The 18,976-nt window shown below is 61.0% G+C and carries 16 protein-coding genes and 1 tRNA gene; 8 read left to right on the forward strand and 9 right to left on the reverse strand.

Annotation, left to right across the window (positions count from 1 at the left end):
- Position 1: 1 nt before the first annotated feature.
- Both BLV15_RS07820 and BLV15_RS07825 read right to left on the reverse strand, forming a co-directional pair.
- Entirely contained in the window at positions 2 to 1,549 is a 1,548-nt protein-coding gene (locus BLV15_RS07820; protein WP_245728163.1) for a sensor histidine kinase, read from the reverse strand.
- 34 nt (positions 1,550 to 1,583) lie between these two features.
- A complete protein-coding gene (locus tag BLV15_RS07825; protein WP_090226272.1) occupies positions 1,584 to 1,811 on the reverse strand; it encodes a PP0621 family protein in 228 nt (75 codons plus the stop codon).
- Positions 1,812 to 2,003: 192 nt separating this feature from the next.
- Here BLV15_RS07825 and BLV15_RS07830 point away from each other — a divergent pair, with 192 nt between their 5' ends.
- On the forward strand, positions 2,004 to 3,635 hold the full coding sequence (locus BLV15_RS07830; RefSeq protein ID WP_090226274.1) for an NAD+ synthase: 1,632 nt from the start codon (positions 2,004 to 2,006) through the stop codon (positions 3,633 to 3,635).
- A 124-nt stretch (positions 3,636 to 3,759) separates the two neighbouring features.
- The gene (locus BLV15_RS07835) at positions 3,760 to 5,052 is read left to right on the forward strand and encodes an MFS family transporter (protein ID WP_090226277.1); all 1,293 of its coding nucleotides are present in this window, start codon (positions 3,760 to 3,762) and stop codon (positions 5,050 to 5,052) included.
- A gap of 144 nt (positions 5,053 to 5,196) precedes the next feature.
- Here BLV15_RS07835 and BLV15_RS07840 read toward each other — a convergent pair whose 3' ends face one another.
- Positions 5,197 to 6,207, reverse strand: coding sequence for an outer membrane protein assembly factor BamD (locus BLV15_RS07840; protein WP_090226280.1), 1,011 nt, complete (start codon positions 6,205 to 6,207; stop codon positions 5,197 to 5,199).
- 144 nt (positions 6,208 to 6,351) lie between these two features.
- Here BLV15_RS07840 and rluD point away from each other — a divergent pair, with 144 nt between their 5' ends.
- The gene (gene rluD, locus BLV15_RS07845) at positions 6,352 to 7,323 is read left to right on the forward strand and encodes a 23S rRNA pseudouridine(1911/1915/1917) synthase RluD (protein WP_090226283.1); all 972 of its coding nucleotides are present in this window, start codon (positions 6,352 to 6,354) and stop codon (positions 7,321 to 7,323) included.
- Complete coding sequence (gene pgeF / locus BLV15_RS07850) at positions 7,320 to 8,042, forward strand: peptidoglycan editing factor PgeF (protein ID WP_090227410.1); 723 nt, start codon at positions 7,320 to 7,322, stop codon at positions 8,040 to 8,042. Before rluD ends, pgeF begins: the two co-directional genes overlap by 4 nt.
- A 69-nt stretch (positions 8,043 to 8,111) precedes the next feature.
- On the opposite strand, the gene yacG is transcribed toward pgeF, so the two are convergent.
- The 5 genes from yacG to pilB all read right to left on the reverse strand — a co-directional run bounded on the left by yacG (position 8,112) and on the right by pilB (position 12,822).
- Positions 8,112 to 8,312 (reverse strand): DNA gyrase inhibitor YacG, encoded by a 201-nt coding sequence (gene yacG / locus BLV15_RS07855; protein WP_090226285.1) that lies wholly within the window; start codon positions 8,310 to 8,312, stop codon positions 8,112 to 8,114.
- Positions 8,309 to 8,917 (reverse strand): dephospho-CoA kinase, encoded by a 609-nt coding sequence (gene coaE, locus BLV15_RS07860; protein ID WP_090226288.1) that lies wholly within the window; start codon positions 8,915 to 8,917, stop codon positions 8,309 to 8,311. Before coaE ends, yacG begins: the two co-directional genes overlap by 4 nt.
- Positions 8,918 to 9,032: 115 nt before the next feature.
- Positions 9,033 to 9,905, reverse strand: coding sequence for a prepilin peptidase (locus BLV15_RS07865; protein ID WP_090226291.1), 873 nt, complete (start codon positions 9,903 to 9,905; stop codon positions 9,033 to 9,035).
- Positions 9,905 to 11,119, reverse strand: a complete 1,215-nt coding sequence (locus BLV15_RS07870; RefSeq protein WP_090226293.1) for a type II secretion system F family protein — start codon at positions 11,117 to 11,119, stop codon at positions 9,905 to 9,907. The genes BLV15_RS07865 and BLV15_RS07870 overlap by 1 nt, the downstream gene beginning before the upstream one ends.
- A 2-nt stretch (positions 11,120 to 11,121) precedes the next feature.
- The gene (pilB, locus tag BLV15_RS07875; RefSeq protein WP_090226296.1) at positions 11,122 to 12,822 is read right to left on the reverse strand and encodes a type IV-A pilus assembly ATPase PilB; all 1,701 of its coding nucleotides are present in this window, start codon (positions 12,820 to 12,822) and stop codon (positions 11,122 to 11,124) included.
- Between the two features lie 221 nt (positions 12,823 to 13,043).
- Between pilB and BLV15_RS07880 the strand changes: the two genes are divergently transcribed.
- The 3 genes from BLV15_RS07880 to BLV15_RS07890 all read left to right on the forward strand — a co-directional run bounded on the left by BLV15_RS07880 (position 13,044) and on the right by BLV15_RS07890 (position 15,411).
- A complete protein-coding gene (locus tag BLV15_RS07880; protein ID WP_090226298.1) occupies positions 13,044 to 13,514 on the forward strand; it encodes a pilin in 471 nt (156 codons plus the stop codon).
- A 58-nt stretch (positions 13,515 to 13,572) separates the two neighbouring features.
- Entirely contained in the window at positions 13,573 to 15,258 is a 1,686-nt protein-coding gene (locus tag BLV15_RS07885) for a PglL family O-oligosaccharyltransferase (RefSeq protein ID WP_175534314.1), read from the forward strand.
- A gap of 77 nt (positions 15,259 to 15,335) precedes the next feature.
- Positions 15,336 to 15,411 (forward strand) — tRNA-Thr (locus BLV15_RS07890).
- 52 nt (positions 15,412 to 15,463) lie between these two features.
- On the opposite strand, the gene nadC is transcribed toward BLV15_RS07890, so the two are convergent.
- The gene (gene nadC, locus BLV15_RS07895; RefSeq protein ID WP_090226302.1) at positions 15,464 to 16,312 is read right to left on the reverse strand and encodes a carboxylating nicotinate-nucleotide diphosphorylase; all 849 of its coding nucleotides are present in this window, start codon (positions 16,310 to 16,312) and stop codon (positions 15,464 to 15,466) included.
- A gap of 295 nt (positions 16,313 to 16,607) precedes the next feature.
- Here nadC and BLV15_RS07900 point away from each other — a divergent pair, with 295 nt between their 5' ends.
- Complete coding sequence (locus BLV15_RS07900) at positions 16,608 to 18,914, forward strand: DUF1631 domain-containing protein (RefSeq protein WP_090226305.1); 2,307 nt, start codon at positions 16,608 to 16,610, stop codon at positions 18,912 to 18,914.
- Positions 18,915 to 18,976 lie beyond the last annotated feature (62 nt).

Genomic DNA, 18,976 nt, shown 5'->3' on the forward strand with positions numbered 1-18,976 from the left:
GTCAGCTCAGTTTGCGCGGGTGGGCGAAGGTGACGCGGAAGCAGCTGCCGCCCTCTTCGCGGGGTTTGTAGTCGAGGCGCGCCTGGTTGCTCTCGCACAGCTCACGGGAAATATACAGCCCCAGGCCGGTGCCCTTGTTTTCGGTGGTGTAGAACGGCTCGAAAATATGCTCGATCTGCTCCTGGGGCACGCCGGGCCCGTCGTCCAGCACTTCGAGGACGGGCAGGTCGCTGTCGGCATCGCGGAACAGCCGCAGCCAGACCTGGCCCCGATCGTTGTTCTGTGCACTGTAGCGCAGTCCGTTCTCGATCAGGTTGGTCAGCACCTGGGTCAGCTGGTGAGGGTCCATGCGCGTTTGCAGGCTGCTGCCGTGGGTCTCGATGTGCAGAGTCTGGTTCGGTCCGGACGCGCTGCGGTATTCGCCGACGAAACGGTGCAGCCAGTACTTCAGGTCGAGCAGTTGCGGCTCGGCTTGGCGCCGGCGAGACAGTTGCAGGACGTTCTCGATCACCAGGTTCATCCGTCGCGAATGGTCCTGGATGATCTGCGCCAGGCGTTTGTCCGGCGCCTCCAGGGCTTCCGACTCCTGCAGCAACTGCGCGGCATGGCTGACGGCGCCAAGCGGGTTGCGGATCTCGTGGGCGATGCCGGCGGTCAGGCGGCCGAGCGATGCCAGCTTGAGCTGCTGCGCCTGCTGGGCGATCTGCGAGATGTCCTCGAGGAACACCAGCACCTGCTGCTCTTCGCCGCGCTGCAGGGCGATGAAGCTCGGCTGCAGGATCGGCCCGCCGGGCACCGCGACGATGCTGCGCGGCAGCATCGTCGGGTTGTCGCGCCATTGCTGGAGGCGCTCGACCAGCGTCGGGCAGCGTGCCGCCAGGGGTTCGCCGGCGAGGTGGTCGCTGCCGAGCAGGTTCAGCGCGCCCTGATTGGCCAGCAGCACCTGGCGCTGTTCGTCGAGCACCAGAATGCCGGTACGCATGCGCTGCAGGATCAGGGCGTTGAGCGTCTCCAGGCTGGCGACGTCGCTGGCGCGCTGTTCGGCCAGGGTTTCGGAATGGCGCAGGCGCTTGCTCAGGGTCTGGACGAACAGCGCGGCGGCGAAGCACAGCGCGCCGAGTGCGCCTACCTGGACGAACTGCGAGGCTGCCGCGGGGCGGGCGAGGCTCAGGTAGAAGGTCAGGTAGATCATGCCGATCGAGGCCACGGCCGCGATCAGCAGGCCGATGCGCCCGCGCAACAGGATGTTGGCGATCGCCACCGCGACGATCATCAGGTTGCCGATGCCGCTTGGCGTACCGCCGGCGGCGTAGAACAGCGCCGACAGCATGGTCACGTCGAACATCGCCAGGCTGAACACCTGCAGCAGGTGGCGCGGGCGTTGCAGCAGTACCGCGATGACGATGTTGACGATCAGGTACAGCCAACTGCCGTAGCGGAACAGCGGCCCCTGGGCCAGGTCGAGCAACTGGTCGTCGAGGTCGCTGGAGATGAGCAGCACCAGTACCAGGCCGATGGTCAGCCGGTACAGGTGATAGAGACGCAGCATCCGTGGGCTGGCGGCGCTGCTCAGCGGCAGGGAACTATCGGGCACCGGGCTTGGCGCCTTGTTCCAGGTGTTTCTGGCTGCAGTACCAGCGTTCGCCCTGTGCCAGTGCATGTTCGCGCGGAAGGTGGATGTCGCAGTGCGCGCAGCGGACCATCGGCGTGGCGCTTTCCGGCTTTTCAACCGGACGGGCAGGGCGTGTGGCCCGTCGCCACAACCAGTAAGCCGCCGCGATCAGCGCGGCCCAGAGCAGCAGACGAAACATGCGATGACGCTCGCTTGGTGAGGAAAGGCAGGCAGTTTAGCCAAGCCCGCAGGGCGAGCACAGCGATGAACGCATCGCCGGCGGCGGTTGTGGCCGAAGCGCTGTTACCGGCTGGCGGGATACGGGAGAATACGCCCAGCGGGTGCCTCTTTTCGCAGCGGCATGCAAGATCAATGGAATCGTGGAGGCGGCATGAGCCAAACCCTGCGGGTCGTGATGGCCCAGATGAATCTGCCGGTGGGCGACATACACGGCAATGTCGAGCGGATCATCGCCGCCGCGCTCGAGGCGCGCGACCGGATGAAGGCCGATCTGATCGTCTTTCCCGAGCTGGCCATGTGCGGCTATCCGCCGGAAGACCTGCTGCTGCGCTCGAGCATGCAGGCACGCATCGAGCAGGGGCTGCAGCGCATCAAGGACGAGGTCAGCGGCATCTACCTAGTGGTCGGTTACCCCTGGCAGGTGGGCGAGACCCGCTACAACGCCTGCGGGGTGCTCGCCGATGGCGTGCTGCTGGCGCGTTACTACAAGCAGAAGCTGCCCAACTACCGGGTCTTCGACGAGAAACGCTATTTCGAGTCCGGCGCGCGGCCCTGTGTGATCGAAGTCAAAGGCGTGCCGGTGGCGGTGACGATCTGCGAGGACATCTGGTTCCCCGAACCGATCGCCCAGGCCAGGGCGGCGGGCGCCAAGCTGATGCTCAGCCTCAACGCCTCGCCTTTCCACCTCGACAAGCAGGCCGAACGCGAGCGCCTGCTGGCCGGTCGTGCCACCGACTGCTGCATGCCGATCATCTACGTGAACCAAGTCGGCGGGCAGGACGAGCTGGTGTTCGACGGCGGCAGTTGCGTGATTTCCGCCGACGGGCAGGTGACCCAGCGCGCCGAACCTTTCGCCGAGGTGCTACTGCCGGTCGAACTGGCGTTCGATGGCGAGCGCCTGCAACCGCTGCCGGCCGCCTGCGCAGCGTTGCCCGGCATCGAAGCCAGCGTCTATCAGGCGCTGGTCGTCGGGGTGCGCGACTATGTGCGCAAGAACGGCTTCAAGGGCGTGGTGCTCGGCCTCTCCGGCGGCATCGATTCGGCGCTGACGCTGGCGGTGGCGGTGGATGCGCTCGGCGCGGCGCAGGTCGAGGCGGTGATGATGCCGTATCACTACACCGCGCAGATGAGCCTGGAAGATGCCGAGGAAGAGGCCGACGCGCTCGGCGTGAAGTACAGCGTGCTGCCCATCGCGCCGATGGTGGAATCGTTCCTCGCCACCCTGGCGCCGGTATTCGAAGGCCTCGGCCGCGACACCACGGAAGAGAACCTGCAGGCGCGCTGCCGCGGCACTTTGCTGATGGCGATCTCCAACAAGAAGGGCTATCTGGTGCTGACCACCGGCAACAAGAGCGAGATGGCAGTCGGTTACGCGACGCTCTATGGCGACATGGCCGGCGGCTTCGATGTGCTCAAGGACGTGCCGAAGACCCTGGTGTTCCGCCTCTGCGAGTACCGCAACACGCTCGGGCCGGTGATCCCGCAGCGGGTCATCGACCGTCCGCCGTCCGCCGAACTGGCGCCGGACCAGAAGGACGAGGATTCGCTGCCGCCGTATCCGGTGCTCGACGAGATCCTGCGTCTGTACGTCGAGCATGACCTATCGGCCAACGCGATCATCGCCGAGGGTTTCGACGAGCAGACGGTGCGCCGGGTGCTGCGCCTGGTCGATCTCAACGAGTACAAGCGGCGCCAGGCGGCCGTTGGCGTGCGCGTGACCCAGCGCGGCTTCGGCCGCGACCGCCGTTACCCGATCACCTCGGGCTGGCAGATCGGCGACTGAGCCCTCGGAACGGTCCATGGCGGCGGAAGATATCCGCCGCTGCGGACCGTACGTCCACTTCTGCGTTGAACGACATATCCCGTTACAGGTCAGGGTAAGAACACTCTCGCAAAGAGACTTCCCGATGACCGACACCCCGCATTACTCATCAGAGGAGCGCCGCAAGCGCATTTTCGCCATCGTCGGCGCCTCGTCCGGCAACCTGGTCGAATGGTTCGACTTCTACGTCTACGCCTTCTGCGCGATCTACTTCGCCCAGGCGTTCTTTCCCAAGGACGACCCGACGGTCCAGTTGCTGAATACCGCCGGGGTGTTCGCCGCGGGCTTCCTGATGCGTCCCATCGGCGGCTGGCTGTTCGGCCGCATCGCCGACAAGCGCGGGCGCAAGACCTCGATGATGATCTCGGTGCTGATGATGTGCGGCGGCTCGCTGGTGGTCGCCTGCCTGCCGACCTACGAGACCATTGGCGCGCTCGCGCCCTTCCTGCTGCTGCTGGCGCGCCTGTTCCAGGGGCTGTCGGTAGGCGGCGAGTACGGCACCACCGCGACCTACATGAGCGAGGTGGCGCTGCGCGGGCAGCGTGGTTTCTTCTCCTCGTTCCAGTACGTCACCCTGATCGGCGGCCAGTTGCTCGCCGTGCTGGTGGTGGTGATTCTCCAGCAGGTGCTGAGCGAGGATGAACTGCGGGCCTGGGGTTGGCGGATTCCCTTCGTGGTCGGCGCGCTGGCGGCGGTGATCTCGCTGTACCTGCGCCGCTCGCTGAATGAAACGGCGAAGACCGAAGACCTCGGGCGCAAGGAGGCCGGCACCCTCGGCGAACTGTTCCGGCACCACAAGGCAGCGTTCTTCACCGTGCTTGGCTATACCGCCGGGGGCTCGCTGATCTTCTACACGTTCACCACCTACATGCAGAAGTATCTGGTCAACACCAGCGGCATGAGCGCGAAGACCGCCAGCGCCGTGATGACCTTCGCACTGTTCGTCTACATGCTGATGCAACCGTTGTTCGGCATGCTGTCGGACAGGATCGGCCGGCGCGCCTCGATGCTCTGGTTTGGCGCCCTCGGAGCGCTCTGCACCTATCCGATCCTGACCGCGCTAAAGGGCGTCAGCAGCCCGTTCGCGGCATTCGGCCTGATCATCCTGGCGATGGCCATCGTCAGCCTGTACACCTCGATCGCCGGTCTGGTGAAGGCCGAGATGTTCCCTGCCGAAATCCGCGCGCTCGGCGTCGGCCTGTCCTACGCGGTGGCCAACGCCCTGTTCGGCGGCTCGGCGGAATACGTCGCCCTCGGGCTGAAGAGCATCGGCATGGAGGAGACGTTCTACTGGTACGTGTCGGGCATGCTGGTACTGACCTTCTTCGTCAGCCTGCGTCTGCCGAAGCAGGCGAGTTACCTGCATCACGATCACTGAGGCCGAGGGGCGCGGGCGTTCTCGCTGGCGGGAAAACTCAGGACTCCGCTGCTCCGCGAGAGCCCGCGTCCGGCAGTCCGGGCGCTAATGACAGGAAAAGAAAAAGGGCCCTCGCGGGCCCTTTTTCATTTCAGCGCAGTCGACTCAGTCGAACAGGCCGAAGGTCAGGCGGCTGAACCACGAGCGCTTCTTCGGCGCGTCGGCTTCAGTGGCTTGTGCATCGGCGCCGTCCTGATTGATCAGTTCCTGCGGAATCGATTCCTGGGCGTCCTCGTACTGCTTGATTACGTCCTGGCTGGCGCGGGTCTCGCCCGGCGGCAGCGGCGTGTCGCTTTCGATGAAGCCGAGGGTGGCCTTGGCCAGCCAGGAGCGGTTATCGGCCTCCTCTTCGCGCGGCACGAACTTGCCATCGACCAGGCTGGCGTTGTCCGGATAGTTCAGCTTCAGGGTTTCCAGGCTGGTGGCAGCCAGGTCGTCCAGGCCGAGGCGCTGGTAGGACTCGACCATGATCGCCAGGCCATCGCCCACCGACGGGGTTTCCTGGAAGTTCTCCACCACGTAACGACCGCGGTTGGCGGCGGCCACGTAGGCCTCGCGGGTCAGGTAGTAGTGGGCGACGTGCACTTCGTAGGCGGCCAGCAGGTTGCGCAGGTAAATCATGCGCTGCTTGGCGTCGGGCGCGTAGCGGCTGTTCGGGTAGCGGCTGGTCAGCTGGGCGAACTCGTTGTACGAATCGCGCGCGGCGCCGGGGTCACGCTTGGTCATGTCCAGCGGCAGGAAGCGCGCCAGCAGGCCGCGATCCTGGTCGAACGAGGCCAGGCCCTTGAGGTAATAGGCGTAGTCGACGTTCGGGTGCTGCGGGTGCAGACGAATGAAGCGCTCCGCCGAGGACTTGGCGGCTTCCGGCTCGACGTTCTTGTAGTTGGCGTAGATCAGCTCCAACTGCGCCTGCTCGGCATAGCGGCCGAACGGGTAGCGTGACTCCAGGGCCTTGAGTTTGGCGATTGCGCTGTTGTAGCTGTTATCGCTGAGGGCTTCCTGGGCCTGCTGGTACAGCTCGGCCTCGCTCAGATTCTCGTCGACCACTTCCTTGTTCGAGGAACAGGCTGCGGTGAGGGCGAGGGTGGCGATCAGCAGCAGGTGTTTCACTTGCATATCGGCTTGCGTCCCTGTGACGGCTGGCTGTCTCGTGCGCGGCCGTCCTGTTATAGTGGACGCCCCGGTTGTGCCGGGGCAAAGACGCCGTATTTAACCACAAGCGCGCAGCCGAACCAAAGGCTACGCCCAGCCTTTCCGAGCATGTCTCCCATCAGCAAGCAAGCCATCCAACTGCACGCTTCGGTCCCCACCGAACTCGGCGGGCAACGTCTCGATCAGGTCGCAGCCCAGGTCTTTACCGAACATTCGCGTTCGCGCCTTTCCGCCTGGATCAAGGACGGCTCGCTCACCGTGGACGGCGGTGTGCTGCGTCCGCGCGATATCGTTTACGGCGGCGCCGTGCTCGAACTCAACGCCGAGCAGGAAGCTCAGGGCGACTGGGTGGCGCAGGACATCGCGCTGAACATCGTCTACGAGGATGAGCACCTGCTGGTGCTGGACAAGCCCTCCGGCCTGGTCGTTCACCCGGCGGCCGGGCACGCCGATGGCACGCTGCTCAACGCGCTGCTGCACCATGCGCCGGACCTGGTGAACGTGCCGCGTGCTGGTATCGTCCATCGCCTGGACAAGGACACCACGGGCCTGATGGTGGTCGCCAAGACGCTCGAGGCGCAGACCAAACTGGTCGCGCAGCTGCAGGCGCGCAGCGTCAGCCGCATCTACGAGGCCATCGTCATCGGCGTGATCACGTCCGGCGGGAAGATCGATGCTCCGATCGGGCGCAGCTCCGCGCAGCGTCAGCGCATGGCGGTAATCGACGGTGGCAAGCCGGCGGTCAGCCACTACCGCGTGCTGGAACGCTTCCGCTCGCACACGCATGCCCGCATCAAGCTGGAAACCGGGCGCACTCACCAGATCCGCGTACACATGACCCACGTCGGTTTCCCGCTGGTGGGCGATCCGGTGTACGCCGGCCGCTTCCGCATTCCGCCGGCCGCCAGCGCGACCCTGGTGGAAACCCTCAAGCAGTTTCCGCGTCAGGCCCTGCACGCGCGCTTTCTTGAGCTGGATCATCCGGTCACCGGCACGCGCATGAAGTGGGAGTCGCCACTGCCCGACGATCTTGTCTGGCTGCTGACCCTGCTGCGTCAGGACAACGAGGCGTTCGTCTGAACGACTGGCTGACGCCCGGCTGGCCGGCACCCGCCGGCGTTCGCGCCTGCGTCACCACCCGCTCCGGCGGCTTCAGTCCTCCCCCGTATGACGGCTTCAACCTCGGCGATCACGTCGGCGACGATCCGTCTGCGGTCGCCGCGAACCGCGATATTTTGAGCCAAACGCTGGGCTGCGCGCCGGCCTGGTTGTCCCAGGTGCATTCGGTGCGTGCGGTGGAGGCCGACCTGCAGACCGTCCACCGCGCCGACGCCAGCTGGACTGCCCGCCGCGGTGTCGCCTGCGCCGTGCTTACCGCCGATTGCCTGCCCGCGCTCTTCTGCGACCGCGCGGGCAGCCGCGTGGCGGCGGCTCACGCCGGCTGGCGAGGCCTGGCTGGCGGCGTGCTGGAGGCGACTCTGGATGCACTCGAGGTGGGCGGAGACGAGTTGCTGGTCTGGCTCGGTCCTGCGATCGGCGCAGAGGTGTTCGAGGTGGGGGGCGAGGTACGTGAGGCGTTCATCGGGACTCACAGCGAGGCCGAGCGGGCCTTCGTGCCGAGCGCCAACGCCGGGCGCTATATCGCCGACATCTACCAACTGGCGCGTATCCGCCTGGCTGCCCGTGGCGTGACCGCGGTGTATGGCGGCGGCTTCTGTACCTTCAGCGATCCGCGCTTCTACTCCTACCGCCGCGCCAACCCTACCGGTCGCTTCGCCAGCCTGGTCTGGCTGGAGTAGGGGAGACGCGCTGCCCGAGAGGTTTCCGCTTGCGATCGACGGCTGCCTTTCGGCGGTATCCCGCGGTACTCAATGCGCACTCGGCGGCAATTCCCCGGAAAACAGCTCGTCATCCACCTGGTCTCCGGGGATCGCATGCTCCTCGGACGCCCATGCGCCTAGGTCGATGAGCTTGCAGCGCTCCGAGCAGAACGGGCGGGACGGGCTCTTCGCACTCCACTCGACGGGCGCTCCGCAGGTGGGGCATTCGACGGTCATCGGGTTGCTCATGGCTGGCCTCCGCGCAATGTCAGGTAAAAATGGTGCAGACGCTCGACTTCCGAGCGCAGCCAGGGCAGATCCCTGTCGTTGATCAGCACGTCGTCCGCGTGGCGCAGTCGCTCTTCGCGATGGGCCTGGGCCTGCAGAATGGCGCGGACCTGCTCCTCGGACGCCTTGTCCCGCCTCATGGTGCGCTGCAGTTGCAGCTGTTCGGGCGCATCCACGACCAGCACCCGTTGGGTAAGACGGTGTTGGCCGGACTCGATCAGCAGGGGCGAAACCAGGATCGCGTAGGGCGACTTGGCCTGCGCGAGATAGCTGACGATCTCCTCGCCGATCAGCGGATGCAATAGGCTCTCCAGCCAGCGTCGCTGCTCGGCGTCCTGGAAAACCCTTGAGCGCAGCGCGCCGCGGTCCAGTGTTCCGTCGGCCTGCAGAACGGTCGGGCCAAAATGCTCGGCGATTCGTGCCAGCGCCGGGCGCCCAGGCTCCACGACCCAGCGTGCGGCGTGGTCGGCGTCGATCAAATGGACGCCCAGGTCGACGAAATGCTCGGCCACCGCACTCTTGCCGCTACCGATGCCGCCGGTAAGTCCGAGGATCCAGGGTTTCATCGGCTGGCCGTGGCGTCGTCGAAGGCACGCGGGGCAAGGGCCGGCGCCTTTGCCTTGCGTACTTCGTCATCGTAGGTGGACATGGCCTTGAAGAGAGCCAAGGAGAGCGGGGAAGTCATCGGAACCCGGCGAATTGCAGATAGGAGTCGGTTATTTGATCACCCCAGAGCAGGGCAATCCAACCGGCAATCGCGAGATACGGACCAAAGGGAATCGGCGTACTGGCCTCGGATTTGCGCAGGCGCAGCGTGATGATGCCCAGAATGGCGCCCACCAGCGACGACAGGAGAATGGTCAGCGGCAGTATCTGCCAGCCACCCCAGGCGCCCAGCATCGCCAGCAGTTTGAAGTCTCCGTAGCCCATCCCTTCCTTGCCGGTGACGAGCTTGAACAGCCAGTACACCGACCACAGGCTCAGATACCCGGCAATTGCGCCCCAGAGCGCATCCGTTGCGTTCGCGAAGAGTCCGTAGTTGTTCGCGATAAGGCCCAGCCACAGCAAGGGCAGAACGATCACATCCGGAAGGAGCTGGTGATCGGCATCGATCAGGCTCATCGCCAGCAGGCCCCAGGTCAGCAGCAACATCCCGCCGGTTTGCCAGGACAGTCCGAAGAGCCACGCCACGTAGCCCGACAGTAGACCGCAAGCCAACTCCACCAGGGGGTAGCGCTTGCTGATCGGCGACTTGCAGTTGGAACACTTCCCCCCCAGCGTCAGATAACTGAGCAGTGGAATGTTTTCCCAGGCCTTTATTTCGTGCTCGCAGTGAGGGCAGTGGGAGTTCGGCAGCACGAGGTTGAAGGGTTTTTGTGGCGTTTCGGTGGGCAATTCCAGGATTTCCCGGGCCTGTACCTTCCACTCCCGCTCCAGCATCAGGGGCAGGCGATAGACCACTACGTTGAGAAAGCTGCCCACCAGCAGCCCCAATACCCCGGCGCACAAAACAAAGGCCAGCGGATGGCTGGCCAGGAAGTCGAGCAACGGCATCAGACGACGGAGCCCAGTTGGAAGATCGGCAAATACATCGCAATGATCAAGCCACCTACCAACACGCCCAGCACGGCCATGATCATGGGTTCCATGAGCGCCGTCAGGCCGTCGACCTTGTTGTCGACCTCTTCTTCGTAGAAGGTCGCAACCTTGTCCAGCATCGAATCAAGCGCGCCGGACTCTTCGCCAATGGCGGTCATCTGAACTGCCATCGCGGGAAACACACCTGTGGTGCGCATGGCGAAGTTGAGCTGCATGCCGGTGGAGACGTCGGCCTTCACCTTGTTCACCGCATTTTTGAACACCACGTTGCCGGTTGCGCCGGATACGGAGTCCAGAGCATCGACCAGCGGAACGCCTGCAGCGAAGGTCGTGGCTAGGGTGCGCGCGTAGCGAGCAAGAGATGACTTGTAGAGAATGTCCCCGACGATGGGAAGTTTAAGTACGCCGCGATCAACACTGTCTCGAAATTTTTGCGAGCGTTTATGGGCTTCCTTGAATGCAAAGCCCAATCCGAACATAGCGATCAAGATCAGGAACCACCATTCCTGCAATGCTTCGGAAAGCCCGATAACCATCAAAGTAAATGCCGGTAATTCTGCGCCGAAGTTAGCAAACACAGACTGGAACTGCGGGACGACTTTGATAAGGAGAATGGCGGAAACAATGATGGCGACCGCTACGACTGCAATGGGGTAGTTCATTGCCTTCTTGATTTTCTTCTTCAGCAGTTCGGTTTTTTCTTTATAGGTGGCAACGCGGTCAAGTAGGGTTTCCAGTGCGCCTGACTGTTCGCCCGAGTCGACAAGGTTGCAATAAAGATCATCGAAATACTGAGGTTTCTTGCGCAGCGAATTGGCAAAACTGTTGCCCGCTGCCACTTCCTGTTTTATCTCGTCGATCAGCTTGCGCATGTTCGGATTTTCTTGGCCGTCCATGATGATGTCGAAGGACGACAGCAAGGGAACCCCTGCCTTCATCATGGTCGCCATTTGCCGGGTGAACAGGGCGATGTCCATCGGCTTGATCTTCTTGCCAGCTCCGAAGGAAAAGCCTTTCTTGCGTACCTTGGTGGGACTGATGCCCTGCTTACGAAGCTGGGCTTTGATCAGCGCAGGGTTTACACCACTCAACTCCCCTTTGACCTTTGTACCCTTCCTGTCCGTCCCTTCCCAGGTGAACAGGCTGGTCTTGATTGCTTTCTGCGCCATGATTAATCCTTGGTCACGCGGTTGACTTCCTCAAGGCTGGTTACGCCTTGCATGGCCTTGTGCAGGCCCGAGGTGCGCAGGTCGTTGAAGCCGTCCTCACGCATCTGCGCGGCAATATCGATGGAGTTGCCTTCCTCCATGATAATTCGCTGCAAGGATGGCGTGTTTTTAACCACTTCATAAATACCGACACGGCCCTTGTAGCCGTGCTTGCAATTGTCGCAGCCAACTGGCGCATAGATCTTGAAAGTGCCGATCTTGTCTTCCGGGAAGCCTTCCGCAATCAGCGTGTCTCGCGGTACTTCCACTTCCTTCTTACATACGGGGCACAGCTTGCGGGCCAAGCGTTGAGCGATGATCAGGTTGACTGAGGTGGCGATGTTGAAGGCGGCCACACCCATGTTGCGCAGTCGAGTGAGGGTTTCTGCGGCGCTATTGGTGTGTAGCGTGGACATAACCATGTGTCCGGTCTGCGCGGCCTTGATGGCGATCTCGGCCGTTTCCAGATCGCGGATCTCGCCGACCATGATTACGTCAGGGTCCTGGCGAAGGAATGCACGCAGTGCCTGAGCGAAGTCCATCCCTTGGCGTGGATTGACGTTGACCTGGTTGATGCCCTCGAGGTTGATTTCCACCGGGTCTTCCGCCGTGGAGATATTGATGTCCACGGTATTGAGAATGTTGATGCCGGTATAAAGCGAAACCGTCTTGCCCGAGCCCGTGGGGCCGGTCACTAGGATCATGCCTTGCGGCTGCGCCAAGGCTTTCAGGTACAGCTCTTTTTGGTCTTCTTCGTAACCGAGCGCATCGATACCCAACTGCGCACTGGTCGGGTCGAGGATCCGCATCACGATCTTTTCGCCCCACAGCGTGGGCAGCGTGTTCACTCGAAAGTCGATGGCCTTGGTCTTGGAGATGCGCATCTTGATGCGGCCGTCTTGCGGCTTGCGACGTTCGGAAATGTCCAGGCCAGCCATGACCTTGAGCCGCGCGGAAATCCGGCTGGCCAGTTGGATCGGCGGGCGCGCGGCTTCATGCAGGATGCCGTCGGTGCGTAGCCGTACCCGGTAGGTCTTCTCGTAGGGTTCGAAGTGCAGGTCGGATGAGCCCCCCTTGATCGCATCCAGCAGCATCTTGTTTACGAAGCGGACCACTGGGGCATCGTCGGCATCGCCGCCTTCGGTAATGGGCTTGTCTTCGTTGGCATTTTCGATGTCAAGGGCTTCCATATCCATGTCGGCAAGGCCGTCAAGCGCATTGCTCGCGGCCTCGAACATTTGGTCAATGGCGTTCCCTAGCTTGTCGTCTTCGACAAGGATCGCTTCGGTGGTCAAACCTGTACTGAACTGGATGTCAGTAATTGCCTGATGATTAGATGGGTCCGATACCCCTACGAACAGCTTATTCCCTCGTCTCCAGAGTGGAAGCGCGCGGTGTTGGCGCACAAGTTTCTCGCTGACCAGATCCTTGGGCTGGCCCTCTCTATCTATAACGCTAAGATCGAACAAGGAGATACCGAACTGCTCAGCAGCCAGTTCCGCTACTTCCCGGCTTTTCGCAAGCCTGTTCTGCACCACATAGGTGACCAGCGACAGCTTGTTCCGCTGTGATTGCTGTTGTGCCTGCTGCGCGGCTTTTTCGCTAAGGATCTCTGCCAGCACCATCTGCTTAGCTAGGCCGGAAAGTTGGATGATGTCGTTCATAGGGGCGCCTCACATAATGCCTGCCCTTATAGCGCAGACGAGGGGGGCTGCCAAATGAAGGTGGTGGGGGCTGACGAAAATCGTCACTTTGGGACGCTTTACATGGAGAGTTGCAGTGGGCGGCGCGCGATCAATAGGCACCAGCAGTGCGCTGTGCCCTCTGGCATGGAAGCTGCTACTGCTTGCGCAGGTCTTCAGGCCTGACAACTACGGAGAGAAACATGAAAGCTCAAAAAGGCTTCACCCTCATTGAATTGATGATCGTCGTGGCGATCATCGGGATTCTGGCTGCTATCGCTCTGCCTGCTTATCAGGATTACACCGCTCGGGCGAAAATTTCTGAAGCTGTTTTGGCGGTATCGGGTTGCCGTACGGCAATCACCGAGGCATCTCAGACCGGTTTCAGTTCGAACCCGACTGCTAACGGCTTTGGGTGTGGCGAAAGCACTAGCCCGAAATCGCGCTATGTTGCGTCCCTTACCACGTCGGAGGCTGGTGTTGTTACCGCCACTATCCAGGGCATTGGTACTGGGATTAACGGCCAGAACATTACACTTACTCCGTACGTTAATGCTGATGCGACCACTGCCGCCACTTCGGCAAGTTTTGTGTCAGGTACTAATGAGCCCATCGTTGCTTGGAAATGCGGCTCCAACCTCGAATCCAGATATGTGCCGTCTAGCTGCAAATAATTAGATTGGTTTCGATAACCCTGCTTTTGCAGGGTTTTTTTTGGATGTAAATATGTGTATGAAGCATTTCTCCTCCGATTTGATAGGCGCCAAGTCAATTCTTGTGTTTTTTTCCAGTTTGGCTTTTTTGCTTTCTTGGTTATTGCCAAATCACAGCCCGCCCTGGCTTGGCTTCTGTCAGGATTCTTTTTCATTTTTAGGTGTTTTGCTTTTGGCATTCTGTATTCGTGGGGTAGTTCGTTTTACAAGATTTGAAGTTGTTATTTTTTTTGTCGCTTTTATTTCTATGGTGCAGTGGTTGGGAGGGGTTATTTGGTTTCGCGGTGATGCAATGGTTTGTTTCTTTTATGTATTTGCATTTTTTCTCTCTATTTTTATTGGTCGCCATCTGGTAGAGGGTTTTGGTGGTTCGCAAAGGCTTTTAATATTTTTTTTTTCGTTGACCGTTTTTGCTTCGGTTGTCGCTGTATGGATTTCTCTTCGTCAGTGGTTGCAATTTGGCAGTAGTCTCTGGGTGGTTGATCTTCCTCCAGGTGGGAGACCATTTGCGAATTTTGCGCAGCCAAACAATTACGCTTCCTGCTTGCTCTTGGGGCTGGTTGGGGTTGGCTATCTTTTTGAAAGAAATCGCCTTAGTACTTTTGTTTCCTGCCTATTGGCCTTTTTCTTTTTGTTCGGAGTCGCGCTGAGTCAATCGCGTACTCCTCTTTTGGGAGGGCTATTCGCCATTGTTTGGGTGTTCTGGGCGAGAGGGAGGGTCCGTCTAACGGGATGGGCGGTATGCCTACTTTTCGCCGCTTATTCAGGGCTTTTCTTGGCTATCCCCATTATCTCGGAGTCGCTAAATATAGCGATGTCCAATCTATCAGATAGAGCTGGGGGAGGGGCCAGACTGGACCTGTGGGTGCAAATGTGGGCAGCCATAATCAATGGGCCATTTTGGGGGTATGGCTGGGGGCAAGCGAGCGTCGCGCAGACGTCGGTTTCGATTCTATATCCTGGTGTGCCGATAACCGAATACAGTCATAATATCGTTCTCGATATTCTCGTATGGAATGGGCTGATTCCAGGGGCTTTATTGCTTGCGGTGGCGGCGCTTTTTTTCGCAAGATTTGTAATTATGGGTAGAAGTTCAGAGGCGCTTTTTTGTTTGCTGGCTGTGGGATTCTTTTGCATTCATTCAATGCTTGAATACCCGTTTGCCTACGCCTTTCTTCTGTTTCCCATCGGAATTCTACTGGGTGTTTTGGAGTTTGAAGTAGCCGAAGCTCCAGTGTTGTCAGTAGCGGTTAAGTATGTGTATGGCCTCGTTTTGATTTCGCTGGTTGTTTTGTTGGTCTTTGTAGTTGAATACATTCGGGTTGAGGAGGATTATCGCCTGATGCGTTTTGAAAGTGCGAGGATAGGGACGGTTGTGCATGATAAGATTTCTCCTGATGTTTTTTTTCTCGATCAGCTTGGTGGGTATATACGTTTTGCTAGAACTCCAGCTACACAAGGGATGTCGGAGGGCGACATTGAGTTTATGAAAAGGATTTCTCATCGATATCCCTACTCTTCAAGCATTTTCAGGTATGCATTGGCTCTTGGTCTAAACGGTCGGCCGGTAGAGGCGGCGCATGAAATGCTGATCTTGCGGAATATCCACGGTGAAGGGAGTTACGGAGAGGGCGTCGTAGCGTTAAGTGAAATGGGGCGTCGTTATCCTCAGCTCCGGGAGTTAATAGACCGCCTTCCCAAATAGTGATTTTTGGGCCGGGCCTAACCGCTCTCCATTTGTTGTTGAAAACCTTTTCCTTCGATGCTAATTTCCCGCCCGCTGCCGGTGTAGCTCAGTAGGTAGAGCAGCGCACTCGTAACGCGAAGGTCGCAGGTTCGATTCCTGTCTCCGGCACCAGTCACTCTGCAAAGCCCCGAATAGCGGGGCTTTGTCGTTTCTGTGGTTTGGATTACAGGCTCAGGCGCATCGACAGGTCGACGGCTTTGATGTCCTTGGTCAGCGTGCCGAGGGAGATGTAGTCGACGCCGGTTTCGGCGATGGCGCGCAATGTGGTGTCGTTGATACCGCCCGAAGCTTCGAGCTTGGCTTTGCCATCGGTGAGGCGTACCGCGGTGCGCATGTCGTCCAGGCTGAGTTCGTCGAGCATGACGATGTCGGCACCGGCATCGAGCGCTTCCTTCAGTTCTTCCAGGTTTTCCACTTCTATTTCCACCGGTTTGCCCGGGGCGATCTTGTGCGCGGCGGAAATGGCGGCGGCGATTCCTCCGCAGGCGGCGATGTGGTTTTCCTTGATCAAGAACGCATCGTAAAGGCCGATACGGTGGTTATGGCAGCCGCCGCAGGTGACGGCGTACTTCTGCGCCAGGCGTAGGCCCGGAAGCGTCTTGCGGGTATCCAGCAACTTGACCTGGGTGCCCGCGACCATGTCGGCATAGGTGCGGCTGCGGGTCGCTACGGCGGAAAGAGCCTGGAGGAAGTTCAGCGCACTGCGTTCGCCGCTGAGCAGGGCGCGGGCGGGACCTTCGAGATGGAAGAGCGCCTGGTTGGGCTGGACGCGTTCCCCGTCGCTGACCTGCCAGTGTACTGCGACGCGCGGATCGACCAGGCGGAAGACCGCATCGACCCAGGCGCTGCCGGCGATGACGGCGTCGTCGCGGGTGATGATGGTCGCATGCGCCATACGTTCGGCAGGGATCAACTGTGCAGTGATGTCGCCATTGCCGATGTCTTCACTCAGTGCGCGTCGCGCGTTGGCTTCGATTTCGGCGGTGAGATCGGCGAGGACGAGGTTCGGCATGGGTGGCTCCGGTGCGGGAATGGCCGGATTATAGGGGCGCGGAGCGATGCGGACTATGTGCATGACCTTACGGCATTTTTTTGTATTTCAATGGTCGTATAAAGATTGCCGTCCAGCTGTAAACAGCTTACATCTGTGACAGAGGTCCGTATCTGAGAAGACGGTGCTTGGTTGCGTCACCTGGTGTCGATAAGCTGTTGTTACATTGACGCCATGAGATTGACGTTACGGATGACGCCAGTTCCACGCCGGGCAAATGCGCACTTACCGGTGCCTTGTCCGCAGGAGAGACGTAATGAAGAACGACGCGAAGGTAGTACAACTCGGCAAGACCCTACCTGAGGCCTCCCAGTCTGCAGGGCGGCTGCCGTTCGCGCTCGCCAAGGTCCGCGACAAGTCTGCGCAGCAGTTGAAGGTCGCGCTGCAGGCATTGTTCGATAACGCCGACGACACGCTGTTCGAAATGGCCGATCGGGCTACCAGCAATGCCGAACAGAATTCCTTCTTCGAGGCCATGCGTGACCTTCGTCTGAAGCGAAAGAGCATCGAGCGGGGCTTCCTGGAGAAGCTCTTCGCGGCCTTTGCCAATCTCAATCAGTATGAAATCGGCAAGGCGCCGCAGCTCGATTCGGTATCTTTCGACAGCCTCACGCTCGTGCAGAACGATGAACTGGAAGAGTCCGTGGCGATCGACACGATGGTGGCCAAGGTCATCAGCCGCGCCAGTCGGCCGCTCGGGCACCTCACGACGCGTCTGAATACCCAGGTCAGCAAGAAGCTCGAGGACAAGACCAATCCGCTGGGGCCCGCGGCGCTGTGCGAGTTCTTCCTCGACGCCTGCCGCAGCCTCGGCGTGGAAATCCGCGTCAAGCTGATCGTCCTCAAGCTGTTCGAGAAGTACGTGCTGAGCAGTCTCGATGAGCTCTATGTCGAGGCCAACGATTCGCTGGTGGCCGCTGGCGTGTTGCCGGATCTGAAGAACGCCTCGCAGCAACGCCGCCAGCAAACCCGTGGTTCGTCCAGTCGTGGCTATCTGGCCGACGGCGATGCGCGCCCGTTCACCAGCGGCGAAGGGTTCTCCGGCGATGTTCAGGAGGCGTTCGGCGTGCTCCAGGAACTGCTCTCGCAGACTCGCGGCAGCATCAGCTACCACCGCGAAGTGCCCGCGGACGCGATGCCGATTTCCAGTCATGACCTGACACGCCTGCTTTCGCACCTGCAGCACCAACAGCCGGCGCAGCAGGTGACCGATGAGTTCGACCTGCGCCAACAGCTCGAGCAACTGCTCAGCCGCGCCAGTGCCAAGAGTGGCCGGGCGCGGGTGGTGGGCGAGGTGGACGAGGACGTCATCAACCTGGTTTCGATGCTCTTCGAATTCATCCTCGACGACCGCACCCTTCCCGATTCGCTGAAGGCGCTGATCGCGCGCCTGCAGATTCCGATGCTCAAGGTCGCCGTGCTGGACAAGACCTTCTTCAGCCGCGGCAGCCACCCGGCGCGCCGGCTGCTCAACGAGATCGCTTCGGCGTCGCTCGGCTGGGGCGATCAGGATGATGCCCAGCGCGACAGCCTGTACCAGAAGATCGAGAACATCGTGCAGCGCCTGCTGAACGACTTCACCGATGATCCGGTGATCTTTTCCGAGCTGCTTTCCGAGTTCATCGCCTTTACCGGTGACGAGCGCCGCCGCAGCGACCTGCTCGAGCAGCGCACTCGCGATGCCGAGGAAGGGCGTGTGCGTGCCGAGCTGGCGCGTCATCAGGTCGAGCGCGCGCTGAACGACCGGCTGCTTGGCAGGACCCTGCCGGAAGTCGTGGTGCGCTTGCTGCAGGAGGCGTGGAGCAAGGTCATGCTGCTCACCTACCTGAAGAGCGGCGGCGAGTCCGAAGAGTGGAAGGCCGTGCTGTCGACCATGGATGACCTGGTCTGGAGCGTGGAGTCCCACGAGGAACCCGAAGACCGCCTGCGCCTGCTCGAGCTGGTTCCGGGACTGCTCAAGTCGCTGCGGGACGGGCTGACCAGCGCCGCGTTCGATCCGTTCTCCACCGGCGAGTTTTTCAGCCAGTTGGAAGCTCTGCATGTCCAGGCGTTCCAGCGCTTCAAGCGGCCGGAGCCGGAAGGTGAAGGCGAGGGGGAAAGCGCGCTGGCAGAGGCGGGCGAGCACAACATTCTCGACCTCGATGCGGCGGCCCAGGATAACGCGGAGGAGGACCTGATCCTCGCCGAACTGCCGCAGATGGTCGAAGTGGTCGAAGAGATCGTGCTGCTGGCGCCGGGCGAAACCCGTGCGCCGGAGCCGGAGATGATCCTGCCCGACCACGACGAAGCCTTTATGCAGGTGGACAATCTGCGGGTGGGCAGCTGGGTGGAAATCCAGGAAGACTCCGACCACAAGCTGCGTTGCAAGCTGGCCGCGATCATCAAGCCGACCGGCAAGTACATCTTCGTCAACCGTACCGGCATGAAGGTGCTGGAGAAGACGCGGATGGGCCTGGCCGTCGAGTTCCGTCGTGGCGCGGTACGTCTGCTGGACGACGCCCTGCTGTTCGACCGGGCGCTGGAGTCGGTGATCGGCAACCTGCGGCGGCTCAAGGGCGCCTAGTTTTCTCGCGCTTGAATCAAGGCCCGGATGAAGGGCACCCAGGGAGGGACTCTCCGAGCGGT

The sequence above is a fragment of the Pseudomonas kuykendallii genome, from assembly GCF_900106975.1.
In the GTDB taxonomy this organism is placed as follows: domain Bacteria; phylum Pseudomonadota; class Gammaproteobacteria; order Pseudomonadales; family Pseudomonadaceae; genus Pseudomonas_O; species Pseudomonas_O kuykendallii.

What these genes read in the sequence shown, in the direction of transcription:
- BLV15_RS07900 (WP_090226305.1), top strand. Translation starts at nt 16,608, where the DNA reads ATGAAGAACGACGCGAAGGTAGTACAACTCGGCAAGACCCTACCTGAG.
- BLV15_RS07835 (WP_090226277.1), top strand. Translation starts at nt 3,760, where the DNA reads ATGACCGACACCCCGCATTACTCATCAGAGGAGCGCCGCAAGCGCATT.
- BLV15_RS07865 (WP_090226291.1), bottom strand. Translation starts at nt 9,905, where the DNA reads ATGCCGTTGCTCGACTTCCTGGCCAGCCATCCGCTGGCCTTTGTTTTG.
- yacG (WP_090226285.1), bottom strand. Translation starts at nt 8,312, where the DNA reads ATGAGCAACCCGATGACCGTCGAATGCCCCACCTGCGGAGCGCCCGTC.
- pilB (WP_090226296.1), bottom strand. Translation starts at nt 12,822, where the DNA reads ATGAACGACATCATCCAACTTTCCGGCCTAGCTAAGCAGATGGTGCTG.
- BLV15_RS07840 (WP_090226280.1), bottom strand. Translation starts at nt 6,207, where the DNA reads ATGCAAGTGAAACACCTGCTGCTGATCGCCACCCTCGCCCTCACCGCA.
- BLV15_RS07880 (WP_090226298.1), top strand. Translation starts at nt 13,044, where the DNA reads ATGAAAGCTCAAAAAGGCTTCACCCTCATTGAATTGATGATCGTCGTG.
- rluD (WP_090226283.1), top strand. Translation starts at nt 6,352, where the DNA reads ATGTCTCCCATCAGCAAGCAAGCCATCCAACTGCACGCTTCGGTCCCC.
- coaE (WP_090226288.1), bottom strand. Translation starts at nt 8,917, where the DNA reads ATGAAACCCTGGATCCTCGGACTTACCGGCGGCATCGGTAGCGGCAAG.
- BLV15_RS07820 (WP_245728163.1), bottom strand. Translation starts at nt 1,549, where the DNA reads ATGCTGCGTCTCTATCACCTGTACCGGCTGACCATCGGCCTGGTACTG.
- BLV15_RS07825 (WP_090226272.1), bottom strand. Translation starts at nt 1,811, where the DNA reads ATGTTTCGTCTGCTGCTCTGGGCCGCGCTGATCGCGGCGGCTTACTGG.
- BLV15_RS07870 (WP_090226293.1), bottom strand. Translation starts at nt 11,119, where the DNA reads ATGGCGCAGAAAGCAATCAAGACCAGCCTGTTCACCTGGGAAGGGACG.
- BLV15_RS07830 (WP_090226274.1), top strand. Translation starts at nt 2,004, where the DNA reads ATGAGCCAAACCCTGCGGGTCGTGATGGCCCAGATGAATCTGCCGGTG.
- nadC (WP_090226302.1), bottom strand. Translation starts at nt 16,312, where the DNA reads ATGCCGAACCTCGTCCTCGCCGATCTCACCGCCGAAATCGAAGCCAAC.
- BLV15_RS07885 (WP_175534314.1), top strand. Translation starts at nt 13,573, where the DNA reads ATGAAGCATTTCTCCTCCGATTTGATAGGCGCCAAGTCAATTCTTGTG.